The sequence below is a fragment of the Paenibacillus glycinis genome (assembly GCF_009909185.1).
Taxonomy (GTDB): Bacteria; Bacillota; Bacilli; order Paenibacillales; family Paenibacillaceae; genus Paenibacillus_Z; species Paenibacillus_Z glycinis.
Genome location: NZ_JAAAMV010000029.1, coordinates 101,686 through 124,940, shown reverse-complemented (window position 1 = coordinate 124,940; position 23,255 = coordinate 101,686). Strand labels below are relative to the sequence as shown.

Annotated in this window: 22 protein-coding genes; 19 read left to right on the top strand and 3 right to left on the bottom strand. The window is 55.7% G+C overall.

Going from position 1 to position 23,255, the window contains the following annotated elements:
- Window positions 1-4 precede the first annotated feature (4 nt).
- Window positions 5-1,591 (top strand): peptide chain release factor 3, encoded by a 1,587-nt coding sequence (locus GT019_RS27895; protein ID WP_161746733.1) that lies wholly within the window; start codon window positions 5-7, stop codon window positions 1,589-1,591.
- A gap of 64 nt (window positions 1,592-1,655) precedes the next feature.
- On the opposite strand, the gene GT019_RS27890 is transcribed toward GT019_RS27895, so the two are convergent.
- Window positions 1,656-1,886: a hypothetical protein gene (locus GT019_RS27890; protein WP_161746732.1), complete on the bottom strand. Its 231-nt coding sequence runs from the start codon at window positions 1,884-1,886 to the stop codon at window positions 1,656-1,658.
- A gap of 44 nt (window positions 1,887-1,930) precedes the next feature.
- Here GT019_RS27890 and GT019_RS27885 point away from each other — a divergent pair, with 44 nt between their 5' ends.
- The 5 genes from GT019_RS27885 (at window position 1,931) to GT019_RS27865 (ending at window position 7,275) form a co-directional block, all read left to right on the top strand.
- Window positions 1,931-2,992 (top strand): LacI family DNA-binding transcriptional regulator, encoded by a 1,062-nt coding sequence (locus GT019_RS27885; protein ID WP_235949526.1) that lies wholly within the window; start codon window positions 1,931-1,933, stop codon window positions 2,990-2,992.
- A 58-nt stretch (window positions 2,993-3,050) separates the two neighbouring features.
- Window positions 3,051-4,214: a Gfo/Idh/MocA family protein gene (locus GT019_RS27880; RefSeq protein ID WP_161746730.1), complete on the top strand. Its 1,164-nt coding sequence runs from the start codon at window positions 3,051-3,053 to the stop codon at window positions 4,212-4,214.
- 45 nt (window positions 4,215-4,259) lie between these two features.
- Window positions 4,260-4,883 (top strand): ThuA domain-containing protein, encoded by a 624-nt coding sequence (locus tag GT019_RS27875; RefSeq protein ID WP_161746729.1) that lies wholly within the window; start codon window positions 4,260-4,262, stop codon window positions 4,881-4,883.
- A gap of 43 nt (window positions 4,884-4,926) precedes the next feature.
- Entirely contained in the window at window positions 4,927-6,021 is a 1,095-nt protein-coding gene (locus tag GT019_RS27870) for a Gfo/Idh/MocA family protein (RefSeq protein WP_161746728.1), read from the top strand.
- Window positions 6,022-6,177: 156 nt separating this feature from the next.
- Window positions 6,178-7,275: a Gfo/Idh/MocA family protein gene (locus GT019_RS27865; protein ID WP_161746727.1), complete on the top strand. Its 1,098-nt coding sequence runs from the start codon at window positions 6,178-6,180 to the stop codon at window positions 7,273-7,275.
- A 309-nt stretch (window positions 7,276-7,584) separates the two neighbouring features.
- Here the strand turns inward: GT019_RS27865 and sspI are convergent, their stop codons facing one another.
- Complete coding sequence (gene sspI / locus GT019_RS27860) at window positions 7,585-7,827, bottom strand: small acid-soluble spore protein SspI (RefSeq protein ID WP_161746726.1); 243 nt, start codon at window positions 7,825-7,827, stop codon at window positions 7,585-7,587.
- A gap of 137 nt (window positions 7,828-7,964) precedes the next feature.
- On the opposite strand from sspI, the gene GT019_RS27855 reads away from it, so the two are divergent.
- The 8 genes from GT019_RS27855 (at window position 7,965) to GT019_RS27820 (ending at window position 15,692) form a co-directional block, all read left to right on the top strand.
- The gene (locus tag GT019_RS27855) at window positions 7,965-8,630 is read left to right on the top strand and encodes a potassium channel family protein (RefSeq protein WP_161746725.1); all 666 of its coding nucleotides are present in this window, start codon (window positions 7,965-7,967) and stop codon (window positions 8,628-8,630) included.
- A gap of 30 nt (window positions 8,631-8,660) precedes the next feature.
- Complete coding sequence (locus tag GT019_RS27850; protein WP_161746724.1) at window positions 8,661-9,449, top strand: TrmH family RNA methyltransferase; 789 nt, start codon at window positions 8,661-8,663, stop codon at window positions 9,447-9,449.
- Between the two features lie 247 nt (window positions 9,450-9,696).
- A complete protein-coding gene (locus tag GT019_RS27845) occupies window positions 9,697-9,963 on the top strand; it encodes a CD3324 family protein (RefSeq protein WP_161746723.1) in 267 nt (88 codons plus the stop codon).
- 157 nt (window positions 9,964-10,120) lie between these two features.
- Window positions 10,121-10,666, top strand: a complete 546-nt coding sequence (locus GT019_RS27840) for a GNAT family N-acetyltransferase (RefSeq protein ID WP_161746722.1) — start codon at window positions 10,121-10,123, stop codon at window positions 10,664-10,666.
- A 191-nt stretch (window positions 10,667-10,857) separates the two neighbouring features.
- On the top strand, window positions 10,858-11,439 hold the full coding sequence (locus GT019_RS27835; RefSeq protein WP_161746721.1) for a dienelactone hydrolase family protein: 582 nt from the start codon (window positions 10,858-10,860) through the stop codon (window positions 11,437-11,439).
- 347 nt (window positions 11,440-11,786) lie between these two features.
- Window positions 11,787-13,796: a methyl-accepting chemotaxis protein gene (locus GT019_RS27830; protein WP_161746720.1), complete on the top strand. Its 2,010-nt coding sequence runs from the start codon at window positions 11,787-11,789 to the stop codon at window positions 13,794-13,796.
- 245 nt (window positions 13,797-14,041) lie between these two features.
- The gene (locus GT019_RS27825) at window positions 14,042-14,863 is read left to right on the top strand and encodes an oxidoreductase (protein ID WP_161746719.1); all 822 of its coding nucleotides are present in this window, start codon (window positions 14,042-14,044) and stop codon (window positions 14,861-14,863) included.
- A 148-nt stretch (window positions 14,864-15,011) separates the two neighbouring features.
- Complete coding sequence (locus GT019_RS27820) at window positions 15,012-15,692, top strand: TetR family transcriptional regulator (protein ID WP_161746718.1); 681 nt, start codon at window positions 15,012-15,014, stop codon at window positions 15,690-15,692.
- Window positions 15,693-17,341: 1,649 nt separating this feature from the next.
- Here the strand turns inward: GT019_RS27820 and GT019_RS32135 are convergent.
- Window positions 17,342-17,647 (bottom strand): hypothetical protein, encoded by a 306-nt coding sequence (locus tag GT019_RS32135; RefSeq protein WP_235949524.1) that lies wholly within the window; start codon window positions 17,645-17,647, stop codon window positions 17,342-17,344.
- Window positions 17,648-17,681: 34 nt separating this feature from the next.
- On the opposite strand from GT019_RS32135, the gene GT019_RS27815 reads away from it, so the two are divergent.
- The 5 genes from GT019_RS27815 (at window position 17,682) to GT019_RS27795 (ending at window position 23,109) form a co-directional block, all read left to right on the top strand.
- The gene (locus tag GT019_RS27815) at window positions 17,682-19,154 is read left to right on the top strand and encodes an ABC transporter substrate-binding protein (protein WP_328804044.1); all 1,473 of its coding nucleotides are present in this window, start codon (window positions 17,682-17,684) and stop codon (window positions 19,152-19,154) included.
- An 82-nt stretch (window positions 19,155-19,236) separates the two neighbouring features.
- Window positions 19,237-20,208 (top strand): ABC transporter permease, encoded by a 972-nt coding sequence (locus GT019_RS27810; RefSeq protein WP_161746716.1) that lies wholly within the window; start codon window positions 19,237-19,239, stop codon window positions 20,206-20,208.
- On the top strand, window positions 20,205-21,164 hold the full coding sequence (locus GT019_RS27805; RefSeq protein ID WP_161746715.1) for an ABC transporter permease: 960 nt from the start codon (window positions 20,205-20,207) through the stop codon (window positions 21,162-21,164). The genes GT019_RS27810 and GT019_RS27805 overlap by 4 nt, the downstream gene beginning before the upstream one ends.
- Window positions 21,131-22,129, top strand: a complete 999-nt coding sequence (locus tag GT019_RS27800; protein ID WP_161746714.1) for an ABC transporter ATP-binding protein — start codon at window positions 21,131-21,133, stop codon at window positions 22,127-22,129. The genes GT019_RS27805 and GT019_RS27800 overlap by 34 nt, the downstream gene beginning before the upstream one ends.
- Window positions 22,126-23,109, top strand: coding sequence for an ABC transporter ATP-binding protein (locus tag GT019_RS27795; RefSeq protein WP_161746713.1), 984 nt, complete (start codon window positions 22,126-22,128; stop codon window positions 23,107-23,109). The genes GT019_RS27800 and GT019_RS27795 overlap by 4 nt, the downstream gene beginning before the upstream one ends.
- Window positions 23,110-23,255: the final 146 nt, after the last annotated feature.

The window sequence follows — 23,255 nt, the reverse complement described above, 5'->3', positions numbered from 1 at the left end:
TATCATGAGTAAAACTATTGCGGATGAAATCAAACAAGAAGTCGAGAAACGGCGCACGTTCGCCATTATTTCTCACCCGGATGCGGGGAAAACGACATTGACGGAGAAGCTGCTCCTCTTCGGGGGCGCGATCCGCGAAGCGGGATCGGTCAAGGCGCGCAAAGCGAGCCGTCACGCGACGAGCGACTGGATGGAAATCGAGAAGCAGCGGGGGATTTCCGTTACGTCTTCCGTCATGCAGTTCGATTACAGCGGTCACCGCGTCAATATTTTGGATACGCCCGGTCACCAAGACTTCAGCGAAGACACGTACCGGACGCTGACTGCCGCGGACAGCGCGGTCATGCTGATCGACGTCGCCAAAGGCGTCGAGGCGCAGACGATCAAGCTGTTCCAGGTGTGCAGCAAGCGCGGCATTCCGATCTTTACGTTCATCAACAAGCTGGACCGCGAAGGCCAAAATCCGTTCGAGCTCATGGAAGAGCTGGAGCGGGTGCTCGGCATCCGGGCCGTTCCGATGAATTGGCCGATCGGCATGGGCCGGGAGCTGTGCGGCGTCTACGACCGGATGAAGAACCAGGTGGAGCTGTTCCGGGGCAACGACCATTCCACGATCGAAGTGCAAAAGGTCGCGGATTATAACGATCCGCATATTCGCGAGATGGCCGGCGATTATTTGACCGATCAGCTGATCGCGGATCTGGAGCTGCTCGACGTTGCCGGCGACCAATTCGATTACGAGAAGGTCCGCGCGGGCGAGCTGACGCCGCTCTTCTTCGGCAGCGCGGTCAACAACTTCGGCGTGCAGACGTTCCTCGAGAACTTCCTGCAGCTTGCGCCGGCGCCAACGCCGCGCCAAAGCACGACGGGACCCGTGGAACCGACGAACGAGAAATTCTCCGGCTACGTCTTCAAAATCCAAGCGAACATGAATCCGGCCCACCGCGATCGGATCGCCTTCCTGCGGATCTGTTCCGGCCGCTTCGAACGCGGCATGAGCGTTCGCCATGTGCGCAACGGCAAGGACATCAAGCTGTCCCAGCCGCAGCAATTTCTCGCGCAGGACCGGGATATCGTGGAAAATGCCTATCCGGGCGACATTATCGGGTTGTTCGATCCCGGCATCTTCCGGATCGGCGATTCATTGTCGCAGGGCAGCGAGATCGTCTTCGACGAACTGCCGACGTTCTCGCCGGAGCTGTTCGCGAAGGTGACCGTCAAGAACGCGCTGAAGCATAAACAGTACCAGAAGGGCATCGACCAATTGACGGAAGAGGGCACGATTCAGGTGTTCCATTCCACCGGGAACTTCGACGAGACGATTCTGGGCGTCGTCGGCCAGCTGCAATTCGAGGTCTTCGAGCACCGGATGCGTTCGGAATACGGCGTGGAGATCATGCTGCACCGGATGCAATTCCAATTCGCGCGATGGATCGTCGACGACAAGATCGACCCGTCCAAATACCGAATCAATTCGACCCTCGTCAAGGACAAGAAAGACAATTACGTCGCGCTGTTCGAGAACGAGTACGCGATGCGCACGGCAATGGATAAAAATCCCACCTCCAAATTTTTGGAGATGGCTCCATAGAGCACTTCATAACGATAAAAAAGACCTCGGTTCCGCGCTTTATGCGGTCCCGAGGTCTTATTTGTTATTCGGCGCAGAGCGGCGTGACGAGCAGGGAGTGGTCCGTTTGCCGATCAACCGCGGCCGGGAAGCCGTTCCATTTCGCGATAATGAAGGATTTCGGCGATAATTTCTTGCTGAGATATGCTGGTAATAAGAGCGGAGCACTTGGAAGCAGAAACAAATCGACGATGATCCATACGAACAGCGCCGAGGCAGGAAGGACGGACGGGGACACTAGATTCTTCGTTGACAATCCGAACCTCGCATGAGAGAATGTACGCGTGTACATTTGGGGTTTTGGCCAGACGGGAGAGAGGACTTATCCGGAAAAAAGTCGCTGAGCTTGCCGGCGTATCGGAAGCGACGGTGTCGCGGGTGCTGAGCGGCGTCGGAACGGTGAAAGAAGAAACGGCGAGACGGGTGATGGAGGCTGCCCGGCAGTTGAATTACGTGCCAAGCGCGCTCGCGCAGCGGTTCGCTCTGCGGCGAAGCGGGAATTTGGGCGTGATCCTGCCGATGCTGCCGAAGGTGAATCTGTTCTCGACGTATTATTTCTCCGAAGTGTTGAGCGGCATCGGCATGACCGCCAAGCAGCGCGGTTACGATCTGCTGCTGCTCTTCCGCGAACCCGACGAGCCGAGAGACTATGCCAACCTGTTCCGCACGCAGAAGGTGGATGGCTGCATCATCATCGGCGCGCAGGACGTGCCCTCCGAACGCGCGGCGCTTGCCGAATTGAGGGAAGGGAACCATCCGTTCTGCCTTGTCAATCAGCGATACGACGGCGAAGACTACAACTCGGTGGACGCCGATCAGCGGACGGGCTGCCGAGAAGCGGTGCGGCATCTTCTGGCGCAAGGCTGCAGGAAGATCGGTTTCCTTAACGGTCCTGCCGTGTATTCGAACAGCAAGGATCGCCTGCGGGGCTATCGGGAGGCGTTGGAAGAAGCCTGGTTGGCTTTCCTCCCGGAACGGGTGCTGCTCGGCAACTACAGCCGCACGAGCGGCTACCAGCAAGCGAAAGCGGTTGCAGCGCTCGTGCAGGCAGGGCATATCGATGCCATCATCGCCGCGAACGACCGGATGGCGATCGGCCTGCTGCAGGGCTTGAAGGAATCGGGCGTCAAAGTCGGGGAAGACGTGGCGCTGATCGGCTGCGACGACTCCGATATCGTGCGCATGACGGATCCGCCGCTGACTTCGATCCGCGTCCCGTTCTTCGATATCGGCAGCGAAGCCGCATCCCGGCTGCTCGATGCCGTAGCGGATCAAGACGGCTCGGCCGCGTTCGACGTCAAATTGCCCGTAAAGCTCATTACGCGCGCCTCTTCTTCGGCTGCCGGAACGACCAAAGCCTGAAGCTTGTTAGTTCGTATGGTTAATCTCGACCTAATCTCATGAGAGGTGGAACGAAACAATGAGCAACATTCGAGTAGGGATGATCGGTTATAAATTCATGGGAAAAGCGCACAGCAACGCGTATCGCGCGCTGCCGATGTTCTTCCCGAACGTGACGCGCCCGCAGATGGTGGCGATTTGCGGCCGGGACGCCGCCGGCCTCGAGCAGGCGCGCGCGCAATTCGGCTGGGAGAACGGCGAGACCGATTGGCGCAAACTGGTCACGCGGGACGATATCGACGTCGTCGATATCAATGCTCCGAGCGACGCGCACAAGGAGATCGCGATCGCTGCGGCGGAAGCGGGCAAGCATATCTTCTGCGAGAAGCCGCTGGCGCTGAATCTGGCGGATTCTATCGAGATGCTGAACGCGGCCGAGAAAGCCGGCGTCAAGCATATGGTCGGCTTCAACTATCGGTTCGCGCCGGCTGTGCAGCTGGCGAAGAAGCTGATCGAGGAAGGCCGCATCGGCAAGATTTATCATTTCCGCGGCTTCTTCCTGCAGGATTGGATCGTCGATCCGCAGTTTCCGCTTGTCTGGCGGCTGCAGAAGGAAATCGCCGGTTCCGGCTCTCATGGAGACCTCGGCGCGCACGTGATCGACATGGCCCGTTTCCTCGTGGGCGAGTTTAGCGAAGTCATCGGCATGAGCGAAACGTTCGTCAAAGAACGTCCGCTGCCGACGGAGATGACCGGCCTCAGCGCCAAGGGCGACAAGGATGCGCCTAAAGGTCCGGTTACGGTAGACGACGCGACGGTCTTCCTGGCCCGGTTTGCGGACGGCGCGCTCGGCAGCATCGAAGCGACGCGCTTCGCGCCGGGACACCGCTGCACGAACTCGTTCGAGATTAACGGCAGCAAGGGCAGCATCAAGTTCGATTTTGAGCGCGTGAACGAGCTTGAGGTGTATTTCACGGACGATGCCGCCGACGTGCAAGGCTTCCGCCGCGTGCTTGCGACGGATGCGGCGCATGCCTACAGCGAGCATTGGTGGCCGGCCGGTCATACGATCGGGTACGAGCACACGTTCACGCACGAGATGGTGGAATTCATGAATGCGATTACCGAGAACCGTCAGCCGGTGCCGAACTTCGTAGACGGCGTGGAATGCCAGGCGGTGTTGGAAGCAGTGGACAAATCCATCGCGGAACGGCGTTGGGTCGCCATATCGGAGCTGCGTTAATCGATAACGTCACGTCCATACTTCAGAACAGAGGATGATAGCGAAATGAAAAAAGCACTTATCGTATGGGGCGGCTGGGACGGACATCAGCCGAAGGAAGTCGGAGAAATCTTCGCCGGCATGCTGCGCGAGGAAGGATTCGACGTCACGGTATCGGATACGCTCGACTCGTTCGCCGATGCCGAATTGATGGGCAGTCTCGACCTGATCGTGCCGGTCTGGACGATGGGACAGATCGAACGGGAACAGCTTCGCCTGCTGCTGGATACCGTGAACGCCGGCTGCGGCATCGCGGGCTGCCATGGCGGCATGGGCGATTCGTTCCGCAACGAGACGGATTTTCAGTTCATGGTCGGCGGCCAATGGGTCGCGCATCCGGGCAACGACGGCGTCCGGTACGACGTCAACATGGTCGATGCGGATGAGCCGCTCACGAGCGGCATCGGCGATTTCGAGGTCGTCTCCGAGCAGTATTACATGCATGTCGATCCGGCAGTCAAGGTACATGCGACGACGAGCTTCGGCGACGTGAAGATGCCGGTCGTCTGGACGAAATCCTGGGGACAAGGCCGCGTGTATTACAACTCGCTGGGCCATCAGGCGGACATCGTCGCCATGCCGCAAACGCTCGAGCTGATGCGCCGCGGTTTTCTGTGGGCCGCGCGTTAACCGATTGCTGTCATAAGAATGATTCCAGGGAGGGAAATGATCCATGAAGCCAGTCAAAGTCGGCATTATCGGCTGCGGCAATATCAGCCGGATTTATTTTAAGAACTTGAAGCAATATCCCGAGGTCGAGCTCGTCGCCGCGGCCGATATCGATATTGAACGCGCGAAAGAGCGCGCGGCGGAGTATGACGTACCGAATGCGTACACGGTCGAGCAGCTGCTCGCCGACCCCGAGATCGAAATCGTCGTCAACCTGACGATTCCGAAAGCGCATGCATCCGTGTGCCTGCAGGCGCTGGAAGCCGGCAAGCACGTGTACGTCGAGAAGCCGATCGTGGTGACGCGCGAGGAAGGCAAGCAAGTCCTGGAGCTGGCGGCCGCGAAGGGCCTTCGCGTCGCGAGCGCGCCGGAAACGTTCCTGGGCGGCGGCATCCAAACCTGCCGCAAGCTGATCGACGAAGGCGCGATCGGCACGCCGGTATCGGCGACGGGCTTCATGATCTGCGGCGGCCATGAGAATTGGCATCCGGATCCGGAATTTTATTACGAAGTCGGCGGCGGCCCGATGTTCGATATGGGTCCTTACTACCTGACGGCATTCGTGACCTTGTTCGGTCCGATCAGCCGGGTAACCGGCTCCGCGCGGATCTCGTATCCGGAGCGGACGATCACGAGCGAGAAGAAACGCGGCAAGAAGATTGCCGTCGAGACGCCGACGAACATCACGGGCGTGCTTGATTTCGAGAACGGGTTGATCGGCACGCTGATTACGAGCTTCGACGCGGCGGCAGGCACGGCGCTGCCGAATATCGAAGTGCACGGCAGCGCCGGCACGCTGCTCGTGCCGGATCCGAACGGTTTCGGCGGCGTCGTGAAGCTGCGCCGCGCCGGCGGCGATTGGGAAGAGATCGAGCTGACGCACGGCTTCACGGACAACAACCGCGGCATCGGCGTGGCGGACATGGCCCGCGCGATCCGCGAAGGCGGCCAGCATCGCGCGAACGGCGAAATGGCGTATCACGTGCTGGAAGCGATGCACGGCATTCACGACGCCTCCCGCGACGGCAAGCATTACGTCATGGAGAGCAGCTGCGCGCGTCCGGAGCCGATGCCGGCACTGGCACCGCAGTCGAAATAACGCCCGATATCGCGTATACTGTCAGTTAGGGAAACAGCCTGCCCGGCGAGGCGGGCTGTTTTGCAATACATAGTTCAGCCGGAAGAAACCCGCCGTACCGTTCGCGAGCGGCGGCAACCGTTTCTTCCTATTCGGCCAAAAAGGGAGCAGACGTGGATGAAGCCTGTTAAAGTCGGTGTTGTCGGCTGCGGCAATATCAGTCAAATTTATTTTACGAATTTGAAAACGTACCCGGAAATCGAGCTTGTCGCCGCCGCGGACATCGATCTGGACCGCGCCAAGATGCGCGCCGAGGAATTCGGCTTGCCCAAAGCGTACACCGTCGATCAGCTGATGTCCGACCCGGAAATCGAGATCGTCGTGAATCTGACGTTTCCGAAAGCGCATGCAACCGTATGCCTGCAGGCGCTGGAAGCCGGCAAGCATGTGTACGTCGAGAAGCCGCTAGCCGTTACCCGCGAGGAAGGCAAACGCGTGCTGGAGCTGGCGGCGGCCAAAGGGCTGCGCGTTGCGAGCGCGCCGGAGACGTTCCTCGGCGGCGGCATCCAAACCTGCCGCAAGCTGATCGACGACGGCGCGATCGGGCAGCCGATCTCGATATCCGGCTTCATGATGGGCGGCGGACCGGAGGGCTGGCATCCGGATCCGGAGTTTTTCTATGAGGTCGGCGGCGGCCCGATGTTCGATATGGGGCCTTATTATTTGACGGCGTACATCACGCTGCTCGGCCCGATTCGCAGAGTAACGGGATCCGCGGTCATCTCGTATCCGGAACGGACGATCACGAGCGAGAAAAAGAACGGCAAGGTCATGAAAGTGGAGACGCCGACGCATATCGCCGGCGTAATCGATTTCGCGAGCGGCGCCGTCGGCACGCTCATCACGAGCTTCGACGCGAAAGGCGGGACGTCGCTGCCGAACATCGAAGTGCACGGCAGCGCGGGCTCCCTGCTGGTGCCGGATCCGAACATGTTCGGAGGTACCGTGAAGCTTCGCCGCGCCGGCGGCGAGTGGGAAGAGGTCGCGCTCACCCACGGCAACACCGACAACAACCGCGGCATCGGCGTGGCCGATATGGCGCGCGCGATCCGCGACGGCGGCCGGCATCGCGCCAACGGCGCGATGGCTTACCATGTGCTGGAGGCGATGCACGGCTTTCATGACGCTTCCGCCGAAGGCAAGCATTACGTGATGGAAAGCACCTGCGAACGTCCGGAGCCGATGCCGGCGCTGGAGAACCTGCCGACCGCGTAGCAGCATGCGAGGGATGCAAAGCGCTTGACGCCGCGATGCGGACGCCAAGAGATGGACATGCGAGAACAGTCTGCCCGGAGGGCAGGCTGTTTTCTTGTTCGCAGGGAATAATTGACCGTCATGCGCTGCATGTTCTGCAATGAAGATTGGGACGCTATGAACGTATGCACGCGATTTAATATTGGCCGGTATGCGCGCTAAAGAGCGCCGTGCACGGGGCACGGCGCTTCCTCAGCGACACGTCTTCGGATGCGCGTCGGCTCGGCGAAGTCGCGTATTGAAGCGTATATCAATCCTGGGGCGCGTACGTTAGCTTGGACTCGGGTTCGCGCTCTCCATGCCGCGAAGATGATTGAAGAGCAGCTCCACCATCCGGTTTTGCTCCGGGGCTTTGCTGTTTTGCCAAATCATTTCGAACAGCACGCCAAGGCCGGGCAGCGCCTTCTCGTCGCTGCCGATGGAGCTTTCGATAACGTCGGTCAATTCCTCGCCGGATTTATTTTGAACCCTGCGAACGATAGCCTGCCGCAAATCAAGATTGTTCAAACCCATCCCTCCATCACCTGTTTTCCCGTTTAATATCTCCCCGGCAAGGTGAATTCATGCCGGGTCGGCGCGGTCGCGACTCGGTTATCGCCGGAAGTTATGCTATAATAAGCTAACTTGAAGTCGTTGCGGGAGGGTTGGTTTTGGCGAAGAAGCAGTATGCCGTCATCGGGATGGGAAGGTTCGGCTCCAGCGTTGCGCAGGAGCTGTCCGATTTGGGTTTCGAGGTGCTGGCCATCGACGTCAGCGAACAGAAGATCCAGGAAGCCTCCAATTGGGTCACGCATGCGGTCGCGGTGGATTCGACGGACGAGGAAGCGCTTCGTTCGCTCGGTCTGCGGAATTTCGACGTCGTGGTCGTCGCGATCGGCGAGGACATCCAGGCCAGCATCCTGACGACGCTGATTCTGAAGGAGCTCGGCGTGCCGGAGCTGATCGTGAAGGCCCAGAACGAGCTGCACGGCAAAGTGCTGAACAAAATCGGCGCGGACAAGGTGGTCTTCCCCGAACGGGATATGGGGCTGCGGGTGGCGCATCACCTGATCTCGCCCAATATTCTCGAATACATCGAGCTGTCGAACGATTACAGCATCGTGGAGATGAAGGCGCCGGATTTTACGATCGGCCGCAATCTCATGCAGCTCGACATCCGGGCCCGGTTCAAATGCAACGTCCTGGCGATCAAGAAAGGGACGGAGATGAACATCGCACCTTCGGCGGAAAATGTCATCCAGGAAGACGACGTGCTCGTGATTGTGGGCAAGACCGAGGATTTATCCGAATTAGAACTAGTTTATGCGGAAGGCTGAGTAGATAAGGTGCGGAATCAAAATCATCGAATGGCAAGCATTGCTTCCCTGCAAAACGAAAAAGTGAAGACGATGGCGGCGCTGCTCGAGAAGAAGCACCGGGATCGCAGCGGACGTTTCATTATCGAAGGCGTGCATTTGGTGCAGGAAGCGCTTCATGCCGGGGCAGACGTCGAAACGATCGTCGTCGATACCGAGCGCGGCGTGCCAAGCGAGCTTCGAACGCTGCTCGGGCAAACCGATTGCGAGCTGATCGAAGCGACGCCCGCGATCATGGCCAAATGCACGGGGACGGATACGCCGCCGCCCGTCTTCGGCATCGTCGCGAAGCCGCTCGCCGATGCATCGGCCCTGTACAAGGCCGACTCGTTGGTCGTCGTGCTGGACGGCGTCCGCGACCCCGGCAATGTCGGCACGATCATTCGCAGCGCGGATGCCGTCGGCGCGGACGCGGTCGTCCTTGGCCGAGGCTGCGTCGATCTGTACAACCCCAAGACGGTGCGTTCGACGATGGGATCCCTGTTTCATTTGCCCGTCATCGAAGGGGATCTGGCGGAGCTACTGCCCGAGGCGAAGCAGCAGGGCATCCATGTGGTCGGGACAAGCCTGCAGGCGTCCGCCACTTGCTACAACTACGACTGGCGTGGACCGACGTGGCTGCTGCTCGGCAGCGAGTCGAACGGCTTGTCGGACGCGGCGCTCGCGCAAGTCGACACGCGGATCATCATTCCGATGCACGGGCGCTCGGAATCGCTTAACGTGGCGATGGCGTCGACGGTATTGTTGTACGAGGCGATGCGGCAGCGGCGGTATGCGTGAGTAATGAAATTATTGGAAGGGAGGCATATCGTTTGGCGTTATCCCGGGAAATGCCGATGCTAAAACTTCACGCGATGCAAAGGTTCCATTCTCGCTCCATGCAGAGTCTACGTGACAAACAATGGCGGTTGTTTACATGGAGCAGCATCGCTTAACCGCAAAATTCCAGAAAAATCAGCAAGCTGTTTGTCATGCGGGCTTTGCGACCTTGTCATCTTGAGATGGATTAGATGAAGGAGCGAAGCCAGTGAAATACGTATCCGCAAACGAACTTTTGCCTGATAAATTGCTTCGGGAAATCCAAAAGTATGTCCAAGGCAGGACAATTTATGTACCTTCGCCAGAGGACGGCCGGAAAAAATGGGGACAGATCTCAGGACAGAGGAACTACCTGCTGCAACGGAATTTTGAGATCAGGCAATCGTTTCGCATGGGAATAAGCATCGAGCAGCTTTCAAAATCATATTGGCTTTCCGAAGGAACAATCAAGAAGATCGTTTATAAGAGAGAGTAGTACGCGAGGGCTTGCGTTCAATGACGCGAGCCTTTTTAATTCATAAATATGTCTATGTATTCTATGCATATTTTTTACTATCGCCAGTCTTTATACTTTTTGTTGAAGGCTCGAGGTTTCATTCTCATTTCAACGAATTGAATAAGGAAGTGGTATCGTGAACGTTAAGGTGCAGCTTTGCGGCAAGGAGCAGAAATACATAATCAATAATCTATATCCTCTATATCTTCACGATCTAGCGGGAATACGCAGCGTTCTCCCTAATAAATACGGGGTCTTCGAGGATAGTGATGCCTATCGAACGCTGCAGCAACAAATCATGGCATTCGATATCTGGTGGGAAAAAGAAGATTGCCTCTTTCCTTTTTTAGTCTGGGTAGACGAAGTGCCGGCGGGATTCGCATTGATAGCTGCACCGCCTTACGTGGATGATGACAGCGACTTTTTGGTCAACGAATTTTTTATCTTACGGCCCTTTAGAGGTCGGGGAGTCGCTGAAGAAGCCATTACGACAATATTTAACCGCTTGAAAGGGAAATGGCTGTTGTACACGTTCCCGACGGATAACAATTTAAGGACGATTAAATTTTGGCGAAAAACCCTCGGCCGTTATACAAGCGATCTGTTCACGGAAGAAGACAAGGCATTGCGACCTGAGATGGGGGTTGAAAAGGTTTTTAATTTTTCAAACCTATCGTCTTAATGGAGCGAAACTTTGTTTCGGTTAAAGGCAAGAGAAATCTCACTGTTGCGGCTGAAATCGTATGTATATGCAGAATCAGCGCGCTGTTTTGACGAATGATGTGGAATGGCAGGGAAACTGCCGTCATAGGGCGAATTCTTACGGGGAGCAATATAAATTCCATGATCTACCAAAATGAAAGGAGAAGAGACATGGCTGAGATTCTTCTATTTCATCACGCGCTGGGACGAACGGCAGGCATAGACGGTTTTGCCGACGCGCTTAGAGGGGAGGGACATACGGTACATGTACCGGACCTCTTCGAAGGCCGCACGTTCGCCGCGATCGAGGACGGGATGGCGTATGTCAATGAAGTCGGGTTCGAAACGATTGCGGAGCGCGGCGAACGCGCGGCCGGCGAGCTTCCGCGCGGGATCGTCTATGCGGGCTTTTCTCTCGGCGTCGTGCCTGCCCAGAAGCTCGCGCAGACGCGCGAGGGCGCGAGCGGCGCGCTGTTCTTTTATTCCTGCGTTCCGGCCTCGATGTTCGGATCTCCGTGGCCGGCGGATCTGCCCGCGCAAATTCACGGCATGGATGCGGATCCTTATTTCGTTGACGAGGGCGACATCGACGCGGCGCGCGAGCTCGTGGCGTCGGCCAATCGGGCGGAGCTCTTTCTGTACCCCGGCGATCAGCATTATTTTGCGGACAGCAGCTTGCCGTCGTACGACGCCGGCGCGACGGCGCTGCTGCTGCAGCGCGTGCTCGAATTTCTCCGGCAGTTGGATCGTTGAGGCTGCTGCCGCTTTCGGTCGGAGAAGGACCGGACGACCGCATCCCGGACGGCACGCGGACGGTCGGGCTCACTAGCAAGGGTCTGCTGGCAGACAGGGTACTCATCCTAGCTAACTTTACTTGAGATGCTTCTGGGAAGCGTCGGCAACTCCTATCCCGTCGGATACCTTCGGCGGGATTTTTCGCATGCGCAGCTAGTCGCGCGGTGCCGTTCGACGACACCAGCCGCTGCATGCGAAGCGTCCGGCAGCCAACGTCAGAATACTTAACAATTTATGTCTTTACTTTTTTCCGACAAAAACCGACATAACTACTGTACCTACGAAAATGACGCCGGAGGAATCTCATGCCCACCACGACATCCAAGCTCACGATCAAAAATCTGTCTCTTCGCACGAAATGGTCCATCGTCCTGCTAGTCCTTTGCATCGTCCCGTTGATTGCGTCCAGTCTGTTTTACGTCATTTATTTCAGCGGCGTAAGCAAGTCCGACAATCTGCAGAAAGCGCAAACGGTGGAGCAGCTAAGCGTCTCCCGAATCGACGAATGGCTGCAATTGAAAATTTCCGCGGTGCAGGAATTGATCAAGCTGCATCCCGAGTTCACGGCCATGGATTCGAAAGTCATCCTCCCGTATTTGAGAATGCTGGATCAAAGCGACAATCAAATCGATAACTATATTTTGGTCGATACCAAAGGCCAGGGCATCGATATTTCCAATACGCCGCTTGATTTGGCGGACCGGCCGTACTTCAAGACGATGATGGAAACGAAGAAAACGGTCATCTCCGACATGCTGGTCAGCAAAAAAACGAATAAGCTGGTGCTGCCGATCGTGACGCCGCTCCTGGACGCTTCCGGCAACGTCGTAGGCGCCATCTCCCAATCCGCTTCCCCGGATAATTTCGCCAAGCTGACGGATTCGATCGCGATGGAAAAAACCGGCTACGGCTATATCATCTCGGGTTCCGGCGATTATTACACCTACCCGGACAAGAGCCGGATCGGGAAAAAGGTTTCGGAGTTCACGACGGATAAGGGCGCCCAGCAGGCTTTCGAAACCATGCTGGCGAACGCCGAAGGCTCTATCACCTACAAAGGGGAGAATGGCAAGGAAGTCATCACCTACTACCAGACGATCCCCAATACGTCCTGGAAGCTTCTGATTACCGTGCCGACCGCCGAAATTAACGGCAACGTGAATCGGGCGATCTACATCGGAGTCGGTATCCTGCTCGGCATGATCCTGATCGTGGGGGGACTCGCAATTCTGCTCACGAGGATCGTCGTCAAACCGATCGTGTCGATATCCTCCGTCGTCAAAGAAGTCGCGGACGGCAATCTGAATACGAGGCTTGCCGTTCATTCGGGCGACGAGATCGGCCAAATCAGCCTGAACATCAACCACATGATCGATTCGTTGTCCGGCATCGTTCGGCAGATCCATACGACGATCGACCGGGTGTCGCTTTCCTCGGAAGACCTGTTGGCGTCGGCGAAGCAGTCCTCGGCGTCCTCCGCGCAGGTGTCCGCGGCGATTCAGGAAATGGCAGGCGGCACGGAGGTGCAGCTGCAGGCGGTCGAGCAATCCGCGCGAGCCATGGAAGAGATGGCGGCGGGCGTGCAAAAGATCGCCGAATCCTCGGGGATCGTCTCGGATCAAACCGGAGAAGTCGCGAACGAAGTGGACAACGGCAACGGCGAGATTCGCTCCGCCATTCAGCAGATGAACGCGATCGGCGCCTCGGCCGGCGATACGGCCGTCGTCTTGGAGCAGTTGTACGCGCAATCCAATGAGATCGGAACGATCGTCGACTTTATTTCGGACATCTCCAATCAGACGGCCTTGTTGTCGTTGAACGCTTCGATCGAAGCCGCCAGGGCCGGAGAATACGGGCGCGGCTTCGCCGTCGTCGCGAACGAGGTCAAGAAGCTTGCCGAACAGAGCAGGACGTCCGTTACGACCATCGTGGCATTGATCCAGTCGATCCAGCAATCCTCCACGATCGCCGTCGATCATATGCGCCGGAATGTCGTCGTGATCGAAGACGGACTGAGCAAGATGCAGGAGATCGGTTCCTCGTTCGGCGCGATTCAAACCTCGATTCGTCACGTGTCCGCGCAGACGCAGGAAGTATCCGCCACGACCGAGCAATTGTCCGCCGGCACGGAGGAGATCGCCTCGTCCCTTGAAAGCATGGTGGGCATCGCGAAGGACGCCACGGAGAAATCCCAACTGGTTGCCGGCTCCTCGGAAGAGCAGGCCGCCATCATGGAGGATATCACGACATCGGTCTACGCCCTGAACGAGATGATGGGCGAATTGAAGCATCTGGTCAAGACGTTTAAAGTGTAATCCGAGCTTGACGTGGGTTGACCCGAACGGTATGGCAACGCGGCATCCGAGGAATCGATATGCCATGCAAAACGCCCTGGACATCGGCTAGTGCCGATATCCGGGGCGTTTGCGTTTACCCGATTTCCCTGCCGGCAAGGCAAGTTATGCTTTACAATCGACTCGAAGTCATCTATTATTGACTCATAGTCATTGACTTATAGTCAATTAATTTAACTCATACTCGCAAAATGGAGGAATAGCTAATGAGCCATAAAGTCGTTTTAATCACGGGCGCTTCATCCGGCATCGGCAAGGAAACCGCCAAAAAGCTATTGGCGGATGGCCACATCGTGTACGCTGCGGCGAGAAGGATCGAGCACATGCGGGATCTGCAGCGATTAGGGGCGATCCCCGTGCAATTGGATCTGTCGATCGAGGAAGAGATCGTCGCCTGCGTGGACAACATCGTCAAGGAGAAAGGCCGAATCGACGTGCTGTTCAACAATGCCGGATTCGGCCTATACGGGAGCGTCGAGGAAGTGAGCCTTGCCGACGCGAGATACCAGTTCGAAGTGAATGTATTCGGCTTGGCCAGGTTGACGCAGCTTGTCGTACCGCATATGAGGAGAGCGGGAAGCGGGACAATCGTCAATACCTCATCCGTGGGCGGGAAAATCTATACGCCGCTCGGCGCATGGTACCATGCGACCAAGCATGCGCTGGAGGGATGGTCCGATTGCTTGAGACTCGAATTGCGCCCGTTCGGAATCGACGTCATCATCCTCGAGCCCGGCATTATCGAGACCTCGTTCGGCGATGTGATGACCGAACCGCTGCTGAACTATTCCGGCGCCGGTCCGTACAAGGAAATGGCAAAGGCGATCGCGGATACAACGCGAAAATCGTATCAGGCCGGGGGCGGGTCGTCGGCCGCATTGGTGGCGAATACCGTCGCGAACGCCATCGCGGCCGACAAACCCAAAACTCGCTATGCCGTCGGTAAAATGGCAAAACCATTGATCTCGTTGCGAAAATGGATCAGCGACAGAGCTTTCGACCGACTGATCATGAGCCAGATGAAATAACGATTGCCTTGCATGCGAATACCTGGATTCCGGTTTGAGCCGCGCTCAACCCGGAGCCGGGGTATTTTTCGTTCCCTTGACAAGCTTCCCGGTATTCCTTACGATTGACTGCAAGTCAATATTAGGCACGGCGACGGGGGTCTAAGCTATGAGAAGAGCCATGACGGACAGCGCGAAGGCAGAGAAGGCAAGGCTGATCTTGGATACGGCGCGCGAAATCTACCGGGAGCGCGACTTCAACGCCATCAAGATGAGCGATATCGCGAAAGCGGCGAACGTTTCGAACGGATCGTTGTTTTTCTACTACAAGACGAAGGAAATCTTGTTTATGGAAATTTTGTTTCAAGAGTACGCGAAGCGCTTTCGGAACTTCGCGGACCTTCTTCTTCCCTATGGCACGATGACGCATGACGAATTCAAAACTTTTTTTCTGGGCGAAATGGCAAGCATTCTCGACCGGGATTCCCTGTTGATTCGGTTAAGCGCGATCAAAAATACGATCTTGGAAAAGAATATCGATCTGGAAACGGCCGTTAAAGACAGCACGGGCTTATACGCGATCTTGGAAAATATCGTGCGCTTGCTGACCGAGCGAGTAACCGATTTGAACGCGGAGGCTTTCTACGAGCTGCTCTTGGCGCAAAACGCCATCATTGTCGGGTACGCCAACATGGCGAGCATGCCCGACGTGCTGCTTCAAGCGATCGACGAGCATCAGCTTCAAGGGTTTCAAATCGATTTCAAGCAAAACGCATTGACCGCAATGGAATATTATTTGGCCGGCTTCTATGAGAGACGCAGGCTTGCGGATGAACGGAAGCGCGTATAGCAGGTGCCTCTCAAGCTGAACAGCGATATTCGGCGGCTGGAGGGAGAACGCGAGGAGGCTATCGATATATTGGAGAAGCTTTGTCGCGAAGAGCCATCTGTTGCGAATGAACCATCTGCCGCATCTCAAACAATTATTTTATAAGAATTGGTTGAACGGCCGCTATTCGAGTGGTATGACGAAGGACTGTTGGATCCCGAATTCGCGGTAAACAAAGATACGAAAGATAAGCTGATCGACGGCACGGCCGTCTTTAACACCTTGTATTTCTCATCCGGGATCGATATCGATAAAGCGCTGAAGGAAAAGAACAGCGTTAGCTTAACAAGAGTTCGAGGCTAAAGGCGGGAAGACTGCAATCGATGCAATGAATGAATGGTTTACTAAGAAATAGTACATAACGACCAAGTACACTGTAACCGCAATTCGCTTCACGCTGTCGAGCATGTCTTGACAGCCTTTTGCTCTTGTTCGCCTATAAAACGACAAGAGCAAGGACGCCGCAAATCCTTTTAGGAACGATATTTTCTGCCGTCAAGCAGCTAAGGAGAGAAGTCCCGCTGGCTTGGCAAGTTGCCGAACACGACCGTTCTACGGGGCGAAGGTACATTGGCGACAGGGGAATATCCTTTGGAACTAGCACAATATCGACTTTGGAGCAGCTGAATATTAGAGCTGTTCTTCGCTGTGGAAGCATTCGTGTGTCTAAGTGATATGATCGTGGTATGACGTCAATCTACCGCAGCGTGTTAAGAACTGCGTCCAAGGATAACGAAATAGAAGCTAAAAGTAGTATCTTCGTAAAATACCAACTATGATCCCGCAGACTCTCATGGTCTATGGCTTGATCCAAGCGGATTGGCACCCTGAACGATCCGATATTGCCCGCGATTTTTTAGGAGGCTTACCGGCGTATCCGGCGTTGCGTGAATTTCGATGCATATGCATCAGGAGCACTATTTCTACTAAATATACGCTGCCGTACGTTTCGGCCAGCCGAGAGAAGGATTGCGGACGGAGTCGGATTGCCGCGAATCGTTCCGGCATTAAGCCTCCCTGAACCGGTGTCGAATCAGGTCGGTTCGTGTCCGGCTCCGCAACGAAGGAATCGGGGTTCTTGCATGATCGCCGGTGCCCATGTCATTGGCGGCTATTTGCACAATATGGTGCATTTGAACCAGGCGGACGAGGGACGATGAACGGGCGCGCGCGCCCGGATCGTTCGCATACGCGTTCGCAAAACTATGCTAAAGCTGTATCGCGATAAAACGTTACATCGATATGACGATAATGGACGAAAGTTTAAATATTTACAAAATCTTTATAAAATCTTTAGGTTGATACAGTTGTCTAGCGATCTTCAAATTTCGCGTTTTTTCTCTATAATACTTCCATTTCCAAACAGTTCTATATCAATTTTCGTGAAAAAGTCCGGTCATTGAATGAGCTCGAAGATAGGGAAAAATTATTAAAATTGAGTTAAAATAACTCTTACAAAAATTAATTTTGTCTGCGAATTTAATTATTTAAATTAGCTATTTACATCTAGGTTTTCTTGAGTATAAAATGTAATAGTCTTGTTAGACTTTATGACATCAACTAGCATTAAAGACCTACGCACGAAAGGAGCGTAAAGTAAGTTAACATTATCAAACGACTATTAAACGGGGATGTGTGAAAATGAGAAAAAGAAACAGAGTCACGACTGTACTGACAATTCTCGCAATTACCGGATCTTTGCTTGCAGCTTGCAGCAATAACAATTCGAGCACGAACAACTCCGCTGCCGCTAATAACGGAGGCAAAAACACGACTACTAATGAAACGCCGGCTACAAACAACAGCACGAACACCAACACGAACACCTCGACTCCGGATCCAAACGCGCCTGTCGACGGCGGAAGCCTGACGGTCGGCACATTCTCGGATATCGTGTCGATCAATCCTTTGTACATCCAAGACACTTCTTCAGGCGATGTATCAACTTTCGTGAATGCGAATTTGTTCGACATGGATCGTCAAGGCAACGTGACTGCAGAGCCTTGGTCGCTTGCGGCCGAAGCGCCGACTGTCAGCGCGGACGGCCTGACTTATACGGTCAAGCTGAAGCCGGAAGCAAAGTGGAGCGACGGTCAGCCTGTATCCGCCGACGACATCAAATTCACGTTCGACACCGTCAAGAATCCCGAGTCCGGTTCCCCGGGCATTAGCGCTTTCGACAAAGTCGAATCGGTTACCAAAGTAGACGATAAAACGGTCACGATTAAGCTGAAGCAAATCTATGCACCGTTCCAATATTCCCTCGTTTCCTCGCTGGCTCCTTATCATGTTTTGAAAGACGTCGCGCTTAAAGACTTGGCGAAAGACCCGTTCGGCTCTGATCCGACCAAGACGGTCACGAACGGCCCTTGGAAATGGACGAAATGGGAACGCGGCCAATACTTGACGTTCGAAGCCGACCCGAATTATTGGGGCAGCCAAAAGCCGCACATCCAAACCTTGACGTATAAAATTTACGCCGACCAAAACACGGAGATGCAGGCGCTTCTGAAAGGCGACATCGACTTCACCTCTGCCGTTCCGCTTCCGACTTTGGATACGGTCAAAGGCAAGGACAACATGGGCGTGATTCTGGCGCCTGGCCCGCAATACGAGTACTTGGAATTCAACTTCGACGGAGCTAATTTCCCTGGCAAGTACGATCTGTTCCAAGGCCAGAAGACGAGACAAGCCATCGCGACGGCGCTTAACCGCCAAGGCATGGTCGACAACATTCTTAAAGGAACCGGTACGCTGATGAATGCGCCGTTCCTGCCGAATTCGTGGGCGGCTCCAGGCGATGCGGCCGTGAACTACGCGTACGACGCGGAGAAAGCCAAGACGATGCTGGCGGAAGACGGTTGGAAGCCGGGCAAAGACGGCATCCTCGAGAAAGACGGTCACCGCTTCTCGTTCGAACTGCAATACAATGCGGGCAACAGCCGCCGCGAGCAAGTGGCAGCCGTTATCCAACAGAACTTGAAAGACGTCGGCATCGAAGTGACGCCGAAAGCGATCGACTTCGCTTCGTGGATCGATCAAAACGTAACGCCGGGCAAATTCCAAGCGCTGCTGCTGGCTTGGGTATTGAACACGCCGGACCCGGATGCCGAATCGACGTTCTCTTCCAAGTACTTCACGCCTGCCGGCCAAAACAACGGCTGGTACAAGAATACCAAGCTTGACGATCTGTGGGTGAAAGGCTACTCCACCGTAGATCAAAACGAACGCAAATCGATTTACCAAGAAGTCGCGAAAGAAATTTCGACGGATCTGCCTTACGTCTTCCTGTACCAATACGGATCGCCGATGGCATTCGACAAGAACAAAGTTCACTTCTCCGATACCGATAAGCCGGAATCATCGCTTTCTTACGGTTACTTCTTCCATTTGATCAATTGGTGGGTAACGCCTGCTAACTAACTTCAGAAACGCAGCTAATGGATAGAGAAGGGAAGGTCCATCGGATCCTTCCCTTCTTCCTTTCAAGAAGGGGGTAAGTGACGTGATTGAATATTTCGTTCGGCGATTGCTGCAATCTGTGTTGGTCCTGTTTTTCATTACGGTCCTGACATTCCTTCTCATCCACGCCGCTCCGGGGGGCCCCCGGCAAATTTACTTATCGCCGGGTCTTTCCCAGGAAGCGATGGCGGTACAAGCTCATAACCTGGGTCTCGATCGGCCGCTTCCGCTGCAATTCGTCAGCTGGATCGGCGATTTGCTGAAGGGCGACCTGGGCTATACGTTCAAGAACCACATCCCCGTCGGGGAGATTATCTGGCCAACGATCGGCCATACCATGGTCCTGATGGGATCCGCATGGCTGTTATCCTTATTGATCGCTATTCCTTGGGGGATTTATAACAGTACGGTCGAATACAGTCTCTCCGATCAAACGGCTTCGTTCGTCGCCTACTTGGGATTCGCGATGCCGACGTTCTGGTTCGGGATTATTTTGCAGGAATTGTTCGCCCTCAAATGGAACCTGCTCCCCCTGTCCGATATGTGGACGATGGGCAGCGAAGGGAATATAGGGAATCTGATTTACCATCTCGTGCTGCCGGTTTCGGTACTGACGCTCGGTTTTCTTGCCGGGTATTCCAAGTATTCCCGTTCGAGCATGCTCGAGGTGCTCGACAGGGATTATATCCGGACAGCGAGAGCCAAGGGACTGAACGAAAGAAGGGTTATTTTCCGACATGGCCTTCGCAATGCGCTGATTCCGATCATTACCTTGCTGGGCTTGGATCTGCCGATCCTGGTAGCGGGCGCAGCTTTGACCGAGAGCGTGTTCAACTGGCCGGGCATGGGGCGGCTGTTCGTGCAGAACGCCGTGTCCCGGGAATATTCCGTTCTGATGGCGGTCACGCTGATTACGGCGGTATTCGTCATTGCAGGAAACCTGCTGGCCGATATTCTGTACGCGCTCGTCGATCCGCGCGTGAGACTGGATAGAAAGGGAGGCTCGGCAACATGAGCGAAGCGAAAATCGCATTGCAAGAGAAGCCCGTCATCGAGAAATTCAAACGGCCTCCGGGCGTTTGGAGCGTGGGCTGGAAAAGGTTTTCGGCCAACCGCTTCGCGTTGGTCGGCTTGATCGTGTTGATCGTGTTCGTCTTGTCCGCAATATTTGCCAAATGGATCGCCCCTTATGATCCGTCCCGCATCGACATGATGTTCCCTAACCTGCCGGCAGGCACGGGAAATCATCTGCTGGGCACAGACGAATTAGGCAGGGACATCTTCTCGAGGCTGCTCTATAGCAGTCAGGTATCGCTGCTCGTGGGCTTCACCGTCGCCATCGCTTCGGTCATCATCGGGACGCTGATCGGCGCCATCTCGGGTTACTTCGGCGGCTTTATCGACACCTGCTTCATGCGGCTGGTGGACGTGATGAACTCCATCCCGCTGTTGTTCTTGAACATTCTGATCCTGGCGATATTCGGTTCGAAATTTTACTATATGATTCTGGTTCTCTCCTTCACGGGTTGGATGAGCGTCGCGCGGCTTGTGCGGGGCACGTTCCTCTCCCTGCGGGAAATGCAGTACGTGGAAGCGGCCAAGGCGATCGGCGTATCGGATTGGGGCATTATCTTCCGCCACTTGCTGCGCAACGCGTCCGCGCCGATCATCGTCAACGCGACGTTGATGGTAGGCGGCGCCATTCTCAGCGAATCGGCGTTGTCTTATCTCGGCTTGGGCGTGCAGATTCCGCAGACCAGCTGGGGTTTGATGCTTTCGAACGCGCAAGAGTTTATGCTGGTTGATCCCGTGCAGGCCGTATATCCCGGCTTCTGCATCCTGATCGTCGTCTTGGCGGTCAACTTTATCGGAGACGGCTTGCGGGACGTGCTTGATCCGCGGCAGAAAGCCATGATGTCCGCAAGGAGGTTAGACCGTTGGCGAAAAAAATTCTCGAAGTCCGGGATCTAACCGTAGGGTTTCCAAGAGAACACGGCCTCTTGAAAGCGACCGACCACGTGTCGTTCTCGATCGAGGAAGGGCAGACGCTTTGCATCGTAGGCGAATCGGGCAGCGGCAAAAGCGTAACGTCGATGGCCATCATGCGCTTGATCGACTATGCCGGCGGCATTATCGCCGAAGGCAAGATTACGTTCGACGGCGAAGAGTTGACCACGAAGAAGCAAAGCGAAATGAACCGGATTCGCGGAGAGCGGTTGGCCATGATCTTCCAGGATCCGATGTCCGCGCTGAATCCCGTATTCTCGGTCGGCGATCAAATCGCCGAGAGCCTGCGCATCCACAAAGGCATGAACGCGAAGGATGCGTGGAATAAAGCCGTAGAAATGCTGAAGCTCGTGGGAATTCCGGAAGCGGAAATCCGCGCGAAGCAATATCCGTTCGAGATGTCCGGCGGCATGTGCCAGCGGGTCGTCATCGCGATGGCGCTGGCCTGCGATCCGGAATTGATTATCGCCGACGAGCCGACGACCGCGCTCGACGTGACTATCCAGGCGCAAATTTTGGACCTTTTGCGTCGGTTGAAGCGGGAGCTGCGCACGGCGACGCTCCTCATCACGCACGATATGGGCGTGGCGGCCGAGATGGCGGACCGGATAGCCGTCATGTACGCCGGCACGATCGTCGAAGAGGGCACGGTCGACGAAGTGTTTCGCACGCCACGCCATCCGTACACCGTAGGATTATTGCGCTCCATTCCTCGTCTTGAAGAGGAACCGGGGAGCGAGCTTTATACAATTCAAGGCAGCATTCCGGGAATCGGCGAGCTTCCGCAAGGATGCAGGTTCCATCCCCGTTGTCCGCACGCGATGAGTCGCTGTTTCATAGAGGAGCCGTCGCTGCTTGCGGCCAAAGGCAAAGAAGGCCATCGGGCGGCATGCTGGCTAGAGGGAATTCCGGAGGTGTCGACACGATGACGGAACCATATTTGGTAGAAGCCAAGGAATTGAAAAAATATTTTCCGATCAAGAAAGGCTTGCTCGGGCGGGTCGTCGGCCACGTAAAGGCCGTCGACAACGTGAATTTCGGCGTCCGTCCGGGCGAAACGTTCGGGCTCGTCGGCGAATCCGGCTGCGGCAAATCGACGCTCGGCCGCGTCATGCTGCATCTCCAGAAGGCGACGGGAGGAGAAGTCCGGTTCGAAGGCCGTGACATCCAGCAGGCCGGTCCGAAAGAGCTGCGCGCGCTTCGCGAAGAGATGCAAATCATCTTCCAGGATCCGATGGGTTCGTTGAATCCGCGCTTTCTGATCCGGGATCTGATCGGCGAGCCGCTTCGCCTGCATCGCAAGATGTCGGCATCGGACATCGACGATCGCGTCATCGAGCTGATGAATCTGGTCGGACTCGACGTGAACCGCCGCAATCGCTATCCGCATGAATTCTCCGGCGGTCAGCGCCAACGGATCGGCATCGCCCGGGCGATCGCGCTGAATCCGAAATTCATCGTGGCGGACGAATCCGTATCGGCGCTCGACGTATCCGTGCAATCCCAAGTGCTGAACCTCATGATGAAGCTGCAAAAGGAGCTCGGCCTGACGTATCTGTTCATCGCGCACGGATTGAACGTCGTCCGGCATATCTCGAATCGGGTCGGGGTCATGTACCTAGGCAAACTCGTCGAGGTGGCACCGGCGGACGAGCTCTTCGCCCGTCCGGGACATCCGTACACCAAGGCGCTGATGTCCGCGATTCCCCAGCCTTCGCCGGGGCAGAAGCGGGACCGCATCATGCTGCAGGGCGAAGTTCCTTCCCCCGTCAACCCGCCTTCGGGCTGCCGGTTCCACCCGCGCTGCCCTTATGCGCAGGATCGCTGCCGGACGGAAGAGCCGCTGCCGCAACCGATCGGCTTCGACCGGGAAGTGGCTTGCCATTTCCCGCTGACCGTGGATCTCTGATCACCGTTCGTTCGCCGGAACTCCGTTATTTCATAAGAAGCATTGCCGAATCCCGGCCATCAAGATTCATTCTTGATGGCCGGTTTTTTATGCCGGCACTGAACCAATCGATGCAAATTCGAAAACAGCGGCAGCTTGTGCATAAA

Bases quoted from the DNA above. Each gene is read 5' to 3' on its own strand.
- GT019_RS27895 (WP_161746733.1), top strand. From the start codon at position 5: ATGAGTAAAACTATTGCGGATGAAATCAAACAAGAAGTCGAGAAACGG.
- GT019_RS27880 (WP_161746730.1), top strand. From the start codon at position 3,051: ATGAGCAACATTCGAGTAGGGATGATCGGTTATAAATTCATGGGAAAA.
- GT019_RS27875 (WP_161746729.1), top strand. From the start codon at position 4,260: ATGAAAAAAGCACTTATCGTATGGGGCGGCTGGGACGGACATCAGCCG.
- GT019_RS27870 (WP_161746728.1), top strand. From the start codon at position 4,927: ATGAAGCCAGTCAAAGTCGGCATTATCGGCTGCGGCAATATCAGCCGG.
- GT019_RS27865 (WP_161746727.1), top strand. From the start codon at position 6,178: ATGAAGCCTGTTAAAGTCGGTGTTGTCGGCTGCGGCAATATCAGTCAA.
- sspI (WP_161746726.1), bottom strand. From the start codon at position 7,827: ATGGGTTTGAACAATCTTGATTTGCGGCAGGCTATCGTTCGCAGGGTT.
- GT019_RS27850 (WP_161746724.1), top strand. From the start codon at position 8,661: ATGGCAAGCATTGCTTCCCTGCAAAACGAAAAAGTGAAGACGATGGCG.
- GT019_RS27835 (WP_161746721.1), top strand. From the start codon at position 10,858: ATGGCTGAGATTCTTCTATTTCATCACGCGCTGGGACGAACGGCAGGC.
- GT019_RS27830 (WP_161746720.1), top strand. From the start codon at position 11,787: ATGCCCACCACGACATCCAAGCTCACGATCAAAAATCTGTCTCTTCGC.
- GT019_RS27825 (WP_161746719.1), top strand. From the start codon at position 14,042: ATGAGCCATAAAGTCGTTTTAATCACGGGCGCTTCATCCGGCATCGGC.
- GT019_RS27820 (WP_161746718.1), top strand. From the start codon at position 15,012: ATGAGAAGAGCCATGACGGACAGCGCGAAGGCAGAGAAGGCAAGGCTG.
- GT019_RS32135 (WP_235949524.1), bottom strand. From the start codon at position 17,647: ATGTACAAAGGATTGATCGACACGATATCCGAGAATGTGCCGACCGTC.
- GT019_RS27805 (WP_161746715.1), top strand. From the start codon at position 20,205: ATGAGCGAAGCGAAAATCGCATTGCAAGAGAAGCCCGTCATCGAGAAA.
- GT019_RS27795 (WP_161746713.1), top strand. From the start codon at position 22,126: ATGACGGAACCATATTTGGTAGAAGCCAAGGAATTGAAAAAATATTTT.